12 protein-coding genes are annotated in these 12550 nt (G+C 51.2%); 6 read left to right on the top strand and 6 right to left on the bottom strand.

Translation table 11 applies throughout. From position 1 onward, the window contains the following. Positions 1-137: 137 nt before the first annotated feature. Positions 138-257, bottom strand: a complete 120-nt coding sequence (locus tag KRAC_RS79430) for a helix-turn-helix domain-containing protein (RefSeq protein ID WP_157506388.1) — start codon at positions 255-257, stop codon at positions 138-140. A 74-nt stretch (positions 258-331) separates the two neighbouring features. Here KRAC_RS79430 and KRAC_RS11065 point away from each other — a divergent pair, with 74 nt between their 5' ends. After that, a complete protein-coding gene (locus KRAC_RS11065; protein WP_007906961.1) occupies positions 332-778 on the top strand; it encodes a hypothetical protein in 447 nt (148 codons plus the stop codon). Between the two features lie 813 nt (positions 779-1591). On the opposite strand, the gene KRAC_RS11055 is transcribed toward KRAC_RS11065, so the two are convergent. Further along, the gene (locus KRAC_RS11055; protein ID WP_007906959.1) at positions 1592-2197 is read right to left on the bottom strand and encodes a hypothetical protein; all 606 of its coding nucleotides are present in this window, start codon (positions 2195-2197) and stop codon (positions 1592-1594) included. 680 nt (positions 2198-2877) lie between these two features. Between KRAC_RS11055 and KRAC_RS11050 the strand changes: the two genes are divergently transcribed. Further along, entirely contained in the window at positions 2878-3396 is a 519-nt protein-coding gene (locus KRAC_RS11050; protein WP_007906958.1) for a hypothetical protein, read from the top strand. Positions 3397-4738: 1342 nt separating this feature from the next. Here the strand turns inward: KRAC_RS11050 and KRAC_RS11040 are convergent. Continuing rightward, positions 4739-5419 (bottom strand): ferric reductase-like transmembrane domain-containing protein, encoded by a 681-nt coding sequence (locus KRAC_RS11040; RefSeq protein ID WP_040442323.1) that lies wholly within the window; start codon positions 5417-5419, stop codon positions 4739-4741. After that, positions 5401-6465: an FAD:protein FMN transferase gene (locus KRAC_RS11035; protein WP_007906954.1), complete on the bottom strand. Its 1065-nt coding sequence runs from the start codon at positions 6463-6465 to the stop codon at positions 5401-5403. Before KRAC_RS11035 ends, KRAC_RS11040 begins: the two co-directional genes overlap by 19 nt. On the opposite strand from KRAC_RS11035, the gene KRAC_RS79425 reads away from it, so the two are divergent. Then, complete coding sequence (locus KRAC_RS79425) at positions 6416-6727, top strand: zinc ribbon domain-containing protein (protein ID WP_083814692.1); 312 nt, start codon at positions 6416-6418, stop codon at positions 6725-6727. The two genes, KRAC_RS11035 and KRAC_RS79425, sit on opposite strands and share 50 nt — an antisense overlap. 35 nt (positions 6728-6762) lie before the next feature. Here the strand turns inward: KRAC_RS79425 and KRAC_RS11030 are convergent, their stop codons facing one another. Further along, the gene (locus tag KRAC_RS11030) at positions 6763-8130 is read right to left on the bottom strand and encodes an iron-sulfur cluster-binding domain-containing protein (protein ID WP_007906953.1); all 1368 of its coding nucleotides are present in this window, start codon (positions 8128-8130) and stop codon (positions 6763-6765) included. A gap of 944 nt (positions 8131-9074) precedes the next feature. Between KRAC_RS11030 and KRAC_RS11025 the strand changes: the two genes are divergently transcribed. Then, the gene (locus KRAC_RS11025; protein ID WP_007906951.1) at positions 9075-9329 is read left to right on the top strand and encodes a hypothetical protein; all 255 of its coding nucleotides are present in this window, start codon (positions 9075-9077) and stop codon (positions 9327-9329) included. A 489-nt stretch (positions 9330-9818) separates the two neighbouring features. Beyond that, positions 9819-10517, top strand: coding sequence for a VIT1/CCC1 transporter family protein (locus tag KRAC_RS11020; protein ID WP_040442319.1), 699 nt, complete (start codon positions 9819-9821; stop codon positions 10515-10517). Between the two features lie 329 nt (positions 10518-10846). On the opposite strand, the gene KRAC_RS78210 is transcribed toward KRAC_RS11020, so the two are convergent. Next, on the bottom strand, positions 10847-10969 hold the full coding sequence (locus KRAC_RS78210) for a hypothetical protein (RefSeq protein ID WP_274532091.1): 123 nt from the start codon (positions 10967-10969) through the stop codon (positions 10847-10849). 196 nt (positions 10970-11165) lie between these two features. On the opposite strand from KRAC_RS78210, the gene iscB reads away from it, so the two are divergent. Further along, the gene (iscB, locus tag KRAC_RS11015; protein ID WP_007906949.1) at positions 11166-12455 is read left to right on the top strand and encodes an RNA-guided endonuclease IscB; all 1290 of its coding nucleotides are present in this window, start codon (positions 11166-11168) and stop codon (positions 12453-12455) included. Positions 12456-12550 lie beyond the last annotated feature (95 nt).

The following is a 12550-nucleotide window of genomic DNA, read 5'->3' as shown; positions in this document are numbered from 1 at the left end:
ATCAAGAACGCTCAGCTCCTTTACTTATAACTAACAAGGATGCTAATTTCACGCCTATGGAAACAAGTACACAATTGTATGTGGAGAGCTAGAAACGTCTCTACAATATGTCCCTAGCGCAAATCTAAACAACCATCTCAATCATTGAAGAGCTTACTCAGAGCCTGACGGCTCACACCAAACTGGCTGGCTACCTTGCGTCTAGAAACCCCTGCGGCAATCAATTCACGTGCTTGTTGCTGCTGCGCAGGAGTCAACTTCCTCGCTGTGGGCGTCAGCTTTTCAGGGTATCCAACATCCTATACACGTTCTCCTCATAGGAGGAGCCTATATGATGCTCCTGGCGAAAGCTCCCCGTACAACCAATGATATTGACATTTTCTGGCTAGAAGAGGGAGAAGCGTTTCAGCAAGCGCTTTATGCATTGCGTGATAGTGTACAAGTGATTGCTCAAAGACATGCATTGTCGCCAAACTGGTTTAACTACCTCACACAGATGCTCCTCTATGACCAGATCATCATCCCAAAGGGTAAATTGTGGAAACGATACGGACCACTCGCTATCTACATCCCGCCCAAAGAATACATCCTAGCACTCAAAATCCTGGCCGGACGCGAGAAAGATATCGACGATTGTGCTATACTACTCCCACAAACAAAAATTAAAACGCGTCAACAAGCGCAACAATTGCTCGATCAATACATACTCCCTCAAGCTCAAAAGGAGAATACAGAGCAGATCGAATACGCACTTGACGAACTTTTCGGAAGACAATAGCGACCTTTCTCTAGAAGATTCGGGAGCTGACAATGATACGGAGGACTATCGAAACCATAGCATGGGAATATCAACAAATCTGTACAGGAGAAGACCCCTGGACAGCTCTCGGCAACTTTACCAACGCATGGTATGACTATGCAAAGGACATGCGTACAGCCTTAGTAAACGATCCTCTCGTCTTACCGGCTCACGAAACGGAATATACCCATCGGTTGGCAGCATTTTGTGCTGCATCTGTTGAATTCCTCTGTGATCGATACAGTATTCCTTCTCCAGATTGGATTCACAATCCCTATTACCCGCTTGAATCGCCCTGGTGGCAAACAAGACAAGCCCATGATCCCTCTATCAGAGAGCACCTTTTAAGAGAGACTCCTCCTCCTTTTGCCCACCGCAATATCTTCTGCAACAACCGCCTCTATCAGAATAAATACGAAATGAGTCAATGGGTCCAAGAAGCCCGAACTAAAGGATTAACTATACCCAACGACATCTGGCACTACGCCCGCCAGAAAGAAGCAAGCATTCATGGAGCATGAAAATCTGACATCCATTTTGACATCTTAGAAGTTAGATTTGTATACTTTTGACTCGCCTCCAATGGACAAAATAAAACGCCATTTCGCACAGCAAGCCAATGGGAGCGCGTTAAAAGAGGGACGAAATTTTCGCGTCATGGACTTCAACTCTCCCCCTCTCCATTAACAAAGCCGCTTGTGAAGTCAGTCCACAGGCGGCTTTCTTTTGATGTCATTCGCTGTCAGTGTAGCAACTGAGAGCAAAAAAACTAGGAACAGCATCTACAGAGCATTAGCTAAGAGGCCCCGTAGCCGTTTTTTGTCTTCCGATCAGCGCTCCCAATCCTCCTGCTCCGAAACCCAGTACGAGGGCCAGAATCAGATCAAGCATAAAGGAGAGCGTATTGGAAGTCAGCAAAATGATTATATCCCCTGATTGTCCTTGCATAAGAGGAAGAGTGATGAATATACCGATAACAAATGTGCAGATATCAACGAAGAGAAAACAGAGAAGCGCCCACAGGCAAGCGAGCATGGCGGTTCCCATTTTCCCCGTACTCCTGGTTGCAAGTAGGCCAGCGAAAAAGTAGACAACCATGTTCAGGAGGGCCACGAACAAGCTTAAGATAACGGTTAAAAGACTGAGATAGTCGCCTAGTAAAGTCTGAGGGAACATCTTGTAGAGTGCATCGCTATTAGCCGGGATGAAACTAATGATGAACACTACAATGGTGATGGCGCTCTGAATAGCACCTGCAATAAGCCCATATTTGAGTGCAACGCGCCCTCCCGACCGTGATATTTGCTGAGGAAACACCTGTGATGGATACTGAGAACCGAGAGTGGAAGGAGGGTAAGCGTGCGGTGGATACTCTGGTTGAGGTGGGATGTTCTGCATTCGTTGAATCTCCTAATGAAATCATGACGAAATGTAGCAATTAAGCGTAAAGGAATTATACACTATTTAAAACACACATCCACTGCGGTAAATGTTGTTCATCTAATTTCGGTCGTTTTCTGTCATGGCTATCCACACATCACAACAATAGCTAGCCAGTATAATCCTGTTGGCAGCTATAGGTCACCTACAATGCTCAAAGCATTAACAAGTGAGAGCAAAAGTGAGAGCAAAACCGCTCAACACTCATCGAAAAATTTAGACAAGAATGGACAAAAATAACCCACACTCAAGCTCAAAGAGGCCATAAACAGTGCATCTAAGCCAAGCCCAAAAACGATCAAAAGGAGTTCAACTCTCCCCATCTTCACCACAAGAAGGCTAGAAGTAGGATAGATAAATCCGTTTCTAGCCTTCTTAATGAGTTTCCTTGTCGTGCTTTACAGCGGAAGATATATTGGTAATGTGTTCTATATGGATCAGTAAGTATGAGTACCACGTTTAAAGGAGGAAAGGGGAATAGAATGAGACATCATGTCATCAACCGGTCCATTCGTCTTGTGGTATTAATGTGCTCGCTCGCATTACTATCTCTGGCCGGTACACCTACCTCAAGCCAGGCTTCAAGTATAAATACAATTGTAGCAGGACACTCTACTGTGAACATGGAGCATAGATCGATGTTCACAGCGCCTTCAAAAGGTATAACGAATATACCAAAGATGGATCTGCCTACACTACAACCACAACCGAAACCATCGCAACAGCAAATACTACTACAGCAACAGCAACAGCAACAAATACAGTATCCAACACCGCAACGACTAGTTGTGAGGGGTCTGCCTAAGCTACAACCACAACGGAAACCATGGCTCCTATCACCACCATTACACCTCCAGATGCAACAGACGCAACAGGAACAACTTAGGCAACAATATCAACAAGATATTGTGCAACGATATCAACAGCAACAAGCTGAACGGCTGCAACGTCAAAAACAGATTCAAGATGAACAGGTTAGCCAGAACGTTCAGAAATTTCTAGAACAACAACAGCAACCGCAACAAGATGAACGGCTTAGACAGAACTTTCAGAAAATTCAAAGTCAACAAGCTGAACGGCTGCAACATCAAAAACGGCTTCAAGGTGAACAGGTTAGCCAGAGCGTTCAGAAAATTATAGGTGGGTACGCCAGATAGAAGGGTCAAAAGAGGCAGCGCCGTGAACAGTATGAGCAGAAACAACCTCAAGCGCAGAAACAGCTAGAATTGTTGCGGCAGGTACAGAGTTCAATGTTACAAGTAGGAAGTGTAGCAGTTCAACTTCCTTAGCGAAAGCCGAAAGTGGTGCTTGCGGTGACAAGAAAATGTGGAGGTTGGAAGGCCCTGCGCAAGGAAGCACCTGGACCAGAAATAGTTCTTGCCTAGGTGCTTCTCTTTTCCAAGGTTACTGCATGTAGAAACGATGTAGCAACATCCAAAAACGCCTTCAATAACTGGCAACCGTTCAGGTATAAAAAGCGGGGACTGCGGGCCTATAATGGACAAAGTAAGACAACCAAAGGAGACACCAATTTAGACACCAAAGACGATCAACAACAGAAGAAATCATTAGACAAACTTCAACAAACAAATTTCTCGAAGCCACTTTACAAGCCTCTCGAGGCACTAATAGAGCCAACGAAAAATAAGCAGTAGCGGAGTTTATTTCTCCCCATTCAATACTTTAGCATATACATTTCATATGTTATAATACTACAAAGACTCTCAATTAATCTAAAATAGAAGTCTGTCACGCAGTGTTGTTCTAAATAAACAGAATCCCGTCGGTTCCGCTGTTGGACCCAAGAAAAGCACCAGAGTCAATCAAGACTCTGGTGCTTTTGTGTGTCCGTCACCGTCGGAGTACAACAAGCGTTCCGGCGGTTTCTTCGTGTTCTATGACTCCCTCGAGCATTCTCAAAACCGGTAAAAATGCGGGCCGTGGTATTATGGCTGCAATGTGTTGATGTTCCACATCATAACCGAGCCTTCCTGGCTCTAAAATGTGCATGACTCTATCTCGGCATTCTTCTACCGTCGCGACGTTCCATCAGGCGCCTATTCCTGGTAGCCGCTCCCCTGCTTCTATGACCTCTTCTAAGCGTATTCCGTTCGCCTTGGAACTTCTAAAGACCTCAATGCTAACTCGACAGTTGCCATTTCTGCCTCCATCTCTTCATCTTCGATGTAGCCCTCTCTATGCTGTTTGAGGATACGATCGCGCGCTTGAGGCGTAGGCACTCCTTCTCTCGCTCCATTGCCTCCGAGTCAAAACCCGCTGGCTGTGCTGCCTGGATCATTTGCTCTCGCACCATATCACGCCTGTAAAGGGGAAGTCGTAAGCCCTGTAATAATTCTCCAACACGGCTTTTTCTTCAATCTACTCGCTTGCTCAAACAACAACTTGGCAATACCTCCAGGGGGCTTTTTTCTTATCCTCTGGCAATTGCATGGTCTCATCATCTAACGGCTGCATATTTTCCCCTTTCTCCAAACTCATCTAGATGGCCGGAACGTTATTGCGCAGAATAAACATGGCAAGCATCCCGATTCCCCCGACAATGAGAGCGATCACCAAGGAGATTGGGATCGCCATTGGCGCCTTTCCTTTCTGCGGTTGAGGTGAGGTGAAGATGCGCGCGGCTGTTAAGACGCCGACCGCGAGTGCGCTGCCACAATACACACATGGCATCCAGGAGGTCGCGGAATCAGTTCCCGTTAACCAGCCGTGAAGCGTGACGAGAATGAATGTGGCAAAGCTGACATAATGAATTGTGCGCCACACGGTATATGGTAAGTGTTTTTTAAACCAGGAACTCAAGAGAAGTGCAAGCATTCCATAAAAGCTAATGACCCCGAGATCTACGGTAAGTGTACTGATCGGTTGGCTGAGTGGCACGAGCAGATTCGTTAGTGAAAATGGCATATATGAATCAAGCGTGAGGGTAAGCATATGCCCGACCATGAGCACGCCAGTGAGGGTGGCACTTGTGTAATGCAACTCCTGGATATGCCACATCACCCGCTCTCCAGTCACCCGTGCCAGGCTGATGGCAAGACCAAAAAGCACAGCCAGTGTCAAGGTAATGTATGCGGCAATCGCCAGGTCTCGTGTGAGGTACCAGAAAAGCGGATTAGAAGTAGCTGTGAGTTGAGCAAGAATCATGAGTGCAAGTACCATATACCTTTCTCTATAGAGTAGTGGCGAAACCAGGCATCCAGGTTTAATGAGGCGTGCAGCTGGCCTCCTCCGAGCGCGACTAACAGCGCTGTGCCTGGCGTTGCTGTCCGGGCTTTTTCTACCGCGTCGAGCGCATCGGGAAAACCACGCAGCAGCGCGATCTTGGCGGCCACTTCTGCTTCCACAGCTGTTTCAGCGAAAGCCGTTGCCGCCGCGATCAGTGTTCTGGCGGCATGCTCATTGCGCTCAACCTCAGGTGGAGTCCAGACGCGCGCGGGACGCCCCGTGCGCGGATCAATCAAGTGATGGTTGATCCTTTGCCCTTGAAACCACCAGCGACGGTTTGCCCCCGAGGTGGCGACGCCTCCTTTGCCTGGTGTGACGATGGCCAGGTAATCCTCATTCTCAGCATCGGCTAGCAAGGGGTTATCAATCGCAATCGCCCAGGATGTATCAGGCGTGTTCCCTCCACGCACACGCAGGTCGCCGCCGATATTGATGAGCGCGTTGGCATAGGGAGCCAGGAGATGATCCGCCAGGTAATCCGCAGCCCACCCTTTCGCAATCCCTCCCAAGTCTATCTGAACTCCTGGTGGGAGCGTGATCTGCGCTCGCGCTACATCGAGCTGGATCTCACGCCAGCGCCCAGTCTCTGGAAGAATATGTTCCCCGAACCATGCATCGCGATGCGCTATCTCTTTGAAATCTCGATCATAGCCGATTGCTTCCAGATGTGGGAGCAGCGCGGGATCATACAACCCATCGGTTCGCTCTGCAGCTTCTAAGGCGACGGAGAGGCAATCAAGCAAAATCCATGATGCGTCGAATGGTTTCCCTGTATGACGATTGAGACGCATCAGTTCACTGCTCGCGTTGAAGCGCGTCAGATGCGCCTCAACTTCTGTTAGCCAGGCGAAGCTCTCGCATAGAGCGCTCTCTGCCGCTGCGCGCTGCTCCGATGGGACGGCCAGTTGAATACTGACCTTCGTTCCCATCATGCGTCGTTGGTCACTACAAATGTGCAAAGAATCTGATGTGGCACGCATTAACTTTCTCTTTTACCCCATTCTTGAGTGGTTGGGAACCCGCTGCCATACCTCGCAAACCTGTTCTCAGTGTGGGCATCAACATCGCTCCAAGCGGAAATCTCAATCACTCTTTTTGTGCAAGCATTGCGGTTATTACCTGAATACCGACCTCAATGCGGCTTTCAACATTCGCAATGAGCACCTTGCTCGCCTCGTTACATCTTTGGCATTGGCTAGTGGGTCGTTGTCAGACGGCCTCTCGCCTCACGCTTCGGCGTAGGGACAAGCCCCTTGCTTCAGCTATGGGGTATCTGACTAGGACGAACTCGTTGATGTTGATGGGGGGGGGGCTATTACCTGAGTTGGCGCTGGCGCTGGCGTCGCAGCCGCCGATGGTGTTGTCCCTGTCCCTGCTGGCGTCGCGGTCGCTGGGCTTGTAGTCGGCATTGGCGTTGCCGACGTCGTTGTTGAACTGGATGACGCGGCTGACACGTTATGGTCCGTCAATTGCCAGAGACCTAGAGTCATGATACCAACCGCCACTGCGGCGGCCACGCGCAGCCGATATTTCTGCGCAGCCCGCTTTTTTGTCACTGAGCGCCCGATCACAGCGGTTCCACGTGGTGGAATACCGCCCGATTCAATCGCGATGTTTCCCTGCGGTCGCGCGATACATGCGAGGACTGTACCACTTCTCAGCTCACTTGTTGTCAGGAATTTTGTGCCGGGATTCTGTACCTGCCCGTGGAGGACACGGAGCTGGCAGGTGCCACATGAGCCTGATCGGCAGCCAAATTCCGGTTGATACCCATGCCTTTCCAGTGCTTCGAGCAGCGTCTCCTGTCCGCATACGTCAATGGTCGCGCCCGTCTCTTTGATAGCGATGTGCCCAACAACCGTCTGTGAATCCGCCGTCGTCAACCGTTTCCGGCTTTGATCGGCAAAAATCTCAAAATGTATGAAGTTTTCAGGGACGCCTGTGGATAGCAATGCCTGGTTCAATTGGAAGGTAAACGCTTCGGGTCCGCAGATATACCATTGTGCATCAGGCGGTAGAGGATAAGCATTGGCGACTATCTGCTGAGGGGTCATGCGTGGGCCTTCTGTCCGCAGGTAGTGCTTTTGACGTAGCCAGTTAAGCCCGAAAATTTCATTGCGATAGATGATGTCTTGCCACGAACGGGAAGCATAGTGCAACTGCACCTTTGGCCGGCTTCCAGGAGGCAACGCAGCAATTGCGCGTAAAAATCCGCTGATCGGAGTGATGCCACTGCCCACGGCCACAAAGACAAATGTTTGCTCAGGGCGCAGTGATGGAGGGAGGATGAACGCGCCGCGCGGGGGGAGCGCGTGCAAAATCATTCCAGGGCTCAAACTATCGTGAAGATAGTTCGAGACCAGACCGCCTGGCACACGTTTGACAGTGATCTCCCAGGGATGGCGTGGATTACCATCGCCGCAAAGTGAGTAGGAGCGGTAGATATTCCCACTATTGCCTGGGAAGACCAGGGTAATAAACTGTCCAGGGTGATACGGACCCGGTGCCTGCCTTGTCCCAGGTTGAGCCAGAGATAACGTCACGACATTGGGCGCAATCACCTCATGGCGGATGATCTGTACTGGTAGAGCCTGAAACGCTCCCCTAACAGCGACACTTTGGTTTCTCTCGCGTATTCCAATCATATGTAAAACCTCTGGATTTTCTTGAAAAAACATGTGGGAGTGTGCATGCATCATGTTCATTTATGTGTCTGCGTGCATTGTACTGAATGCAAATGAGAGTACTATGAGAATCATTGATCAGTCTGCTAACGAATCCTGGAAAAAGGTCTCAAAAGCCAGAATCGTGGCACCGACCAAAGTGGTTTATTTCCAGAAATTTTCTGTACCTTCTCTAAGGACATACTGTTCTTCCCTCTTTTCTGATCTACAGATCCGGGTGAAGGAAACAAAACACATATGCTCAATATCTAGCGCTACATATGAGGTAACGTTATATATTCCACGCTATGTGTAAGAGCATAAGCCATATGCATTGCAGTTTTATTGGAAGCTCATGAGATATTTCTCATCTGCGCGTGATTGGCAAAAACTCAGCGGGCCTCTTGCTGGTAGTGAATCAACATTGACAGTTTTAGATTTATTGTGTATATGTATAATGTAATAGCGCGCATGGGATTAGAAATCTCAACAGTACAGGGGATATTGAATCTAAGAAGAATTTGTGGCATAGGAATATTGATGATATTGCGCTAAGATATCCTAGGAAAGCTACAAAAATAATTGTGGTAGTCGAATATAATTTGTAATCCGCATTAAAACCTTCTTTACATTCACTAGAAACATGTACCAGTACTGTGCCTGCTCGATGTCTTTTTTTGTTGCCATTTGGACAGAGACCGGTAAGCTCTCATAAATTTGAGCAACACTGCATCTCTGTGCAAGGCTCAACCCCACAGCATGTATGCCTGATGAGCAGGAAATATGTGGTAAGGTTGTACTTTTGTTAGAAGGTGCAAGTACATGCTCTTTGGATGTTAATTGTGCTGAGTGCGTCAATGAAGTCCACTCGTTGTTAACGAGCACTACATTGTACCGTTTAGAGAAAGAAAGTTGGGTTCATTGGTATGAAAGAACTTACTTTGTCACGTCCTCAGCCAATTACTTTTTATACTGGCATTCTGGCCCTTGGACTCCTGACTGCTGGTGCTCATCTGTACCTTGCTTCTCAACCCGATGAGTCGCTCAGGCTCATCTTTTTACTCAATGGGCTTGGGTATCTTGCTTTGCTTGTCGTCTTCGTTGTGCCCCAATTGAAAAAGATTCACGCAATCGTTGACCTGGTGTTTCTCGGCTACACCTTGCTCACCATTCTCTTATAGTTTTTCCTTGGTAGCCCAAGCGCAGGCGGGGCGTGGGACCCATTTGATGTACTCGTGAAGGTGACTGAGCTGCTTCTCATTATCCAGCTCTTTATCGATTTTAGGCAGACACGCTCAATGCAACCACAAGTGCAAAAATAGAAGTAAGATTTGTATCTCGTTTAGATTGAGAGTAGCAGGAATGAGATGACTATGGAAAGGCAAGGTAGCCACAGATGGATCATTTCATTCCTGACTCGCTTGCCACAGCCATGGCACCGTTGACTCAGCGCGGTCGTGCGTGTCGAATTTCCCACCAGGGTGCCCCGTACTTGCAACCCCCATTCGGGGGGGACGGCGGTGCGCCTCAAGAATTCTACAAACATCCCTAGGGCTCGCAGTCCCACACTCCTGCCAAAGCGTAAGTCCCAAGGACGCGGCTTGCCGCGTCCTTGGGACTTACGCTGCCACGCTTTATAGGAAATCGTTTCGATGAGAGAGGAAAACACGATGCCACAAACACCGCATATGGAGCACCATTTCACGGCAGGCGAGACTGTGCGAGACATCGTGATTGGGATGTCCGATGGATTAACGGTCCCCTTTGCTTTAGCCGCTGGCCTTTCCGGGGCCGTCAGTTTGACCACGATTATCATCACTGCCGGGCTTGCCGAGATTGCGGCAGGCTCGATTGCAATGGGACTGGGTGGCTATTTGGCTGCTCGTAGTGATGCCGAGCATTACGCGAGTGAGCGCCTACGCGAACAACAAGAAGTCAAAGAGAAGACCGAAGCCGAAAAAGCAGAAGTGCTGGATGTGTTCACTTCCTATGGTCTTAGCGCAGCGGAAAGTACTCCCATCGTCGAAGCATTGAGCAAACGTCCAGGTGCCTGGATTGATTTTATGATGCGCTTTGAGCTGGGACTTGAGAAGCCGGACCCCAAACGTGCACTGACGAGTGCACTCACCATCGCCGCATCCTATATTATTGGGGGTTTAATTCCGTTAAGTCCGTACTTCTTTTTCTCCCCAGCAACCACCGCCCTGCTTGTTTCGGTCATTGCAACCTTGCTGGCATTACTGCTCTTTGGCTATGTCAAAGGGCGTTTTACTGGCACTCGTCCGCTGAGGAGTGCGTTGCAAACAGCGCTGATTGGGGGACTGGCAGCTACGGCAGCCTTTCTCATTGCTCGTCTTATTCAGAGGTAGCGGCTCTCAATCCCTTTGCAGAGTGGTCAAAGCAAGTCTCGCCCCTGATGGTTTACAAATCCTGGCGGTGAGAATAATTGAGTCTGCCCCACTTTTGCGCATCTCTGGGCCGCTCGCACCGATCAACCTGCTCTGAAGTACAAGCGGCTCCAGATGAGATCCGCTACAAAGGAAGCCTCTCGGCAGATGCCGCAAGCAATAGCACGCGCCACAATTTCCTGTGCGTGCTTCCCCATGCACGCGCAAGACCGCAAGATTGGAGAAGCTTGTTACTTGATCTAATGCTACACTGATCAAGTAACCAAGAGGGAGGAGCGGATACGAGCCAGTCAACGATCCCCACGCATGAATGCGGGGGCTTGTCCCTTGTGTTGATGCCGTTTTCGTTGTCCAGCCGAGGTGCCAGAGCCCGCAGGCAAGGCGCTGATTGGCACCAGCGTTACGCTCGTCATGACACCCAGTCGTGCTTCCTCAGCGGCTGGCGCTGTCGCTCAGCGTTAAAAGCACCCGTCGGGGTACGGGTCGGTGCGCTGAGCCGAACAAGCGAGTGCAACACCGGCGAGGGGAGCGTCCTGAGTCAGCCTGCTCAGGACCGTTACACAGCCCGGTAACGGGACCCTCACACGAGGGAAACGAAAGGAGTCACTGATGGTGTTTGTGCTCGACAGACACAAAAAGCCACTCATGCCGTGTACCCCCAGGCGCGCCCGCCTCCTGCTTGCGCGCAAGCGGGCCGTGGTCCATCGGCTCAGCCCCTTCACGATCCGGCTCAAGGACCGCAGCATCCAGCAGAGCACACTGCAAGCGGTCGTGCTCAAGATCGACCCAGGCTCGAAAACGACTGGCCTGGCTCTGGCGCGGGTGGAAGAGACCGGCGAGGGAGAGGTGCACCACGCGCTGCACCTGGCCGAACTTTCCCATCGCGGGGAGGAGATCTGCGACCGGCTGCGCAAACGGGCCGGGTATCGGCGACGCAGGCGTTCGACCAACCTGCGCTATCGGCCGGCGCGCTTCCTCAACCGCCGTCGAGCGCCTGGCTGGCTTCCGCCGTCCCTGCACTCACGCATCGACAACGTCCTGTCCTGGGGCAGGCGCTACCAGCGCTGGGTCCCGCTGGTGCGTATCGCGATCGAGCGGGTGAAGTTCGACACCCAACTGCTGCAGCATCCGGAGATCTCCGGGGTCGAGTACCAGCGCGGGGAACTGGCTGGTTGGGAAGTGCGCGCCTATCTCCTGGAGAAGTTCGAGCACAGATGTGCTTACTGTGGGTGTGGCGAGGTGGCCTTTGAGGTGGACCATATCCAGCCACGCAGTCGGGGTGGCTCCAACCGCGTGTCGAATCTGGCGCTCAGTTGCCACGCGTGCAATGCCGCCAAGGGGGAGCGCACCGCCGCGGAGTTCGGCCATCGCGAAGTGGCCGCCCAGGCGAAGCAGCCGCTACGGGACGCGGCTGCGGTCAACGCCACCCGCTACGCGCTCTGGGACGAACTGCGCGCGCTGGGACTACCGCTCACCAGTTGGAGCGGCGGACGCACAAGGTGGAACCGTGCTCGCTTCTCGATCCCTAAGACGCACGCGCTGGACGCGTTGTGTGTGGGGGAACTGGCAGGGGTTGCGGTGGGTGGACAGAGCACCCTTGCGATCACCGCCACCGGTCGCGGGCGCTACAGCCGGACCAATGTCGATGAACATGGTTTCCCCGTTGGCTATCTGATGCGCCGCAAGCAGGTCCTGGACATCAAGACCGGTGATCGGGTGCGGGCGGTGGTCCCAGAAGGGTTTGCGGCGCAGGGGACGCATACCGGGCGCATCGCCGTGCGCGCGAACAAGCAGTTTCGCATGGGCAAGGTGCAGGGGATTCCTGCGCGCTTTTGCCGGGTCCTCCAACTGGCCGACGGCTACGACTATGCTGTGGTGGCGACAACCTTGCAGGGATGACGGACCGAGGAGCCCCCTCCCCAGCCACCAGGAAAGGAACGCCTGCTTCCTCCCCATGGGTGAACCCAGGGGCATCCGCAGGCCGAATGAGGTGA

This window comes from Ktedonobacter racemifer DSM 44963 (assembly GCF_000178855.1).
Classification (GTDB): Bacteria; Chloroflexota; Ktedonobacteria; order Ktedonobacterales; family Ktedonobacteraceae; genus Ktedonobacter; species Ktedonobacter racemifer.
This window is presented reverse-complemented; position numbering and strand designations above follow the sequence as displayed.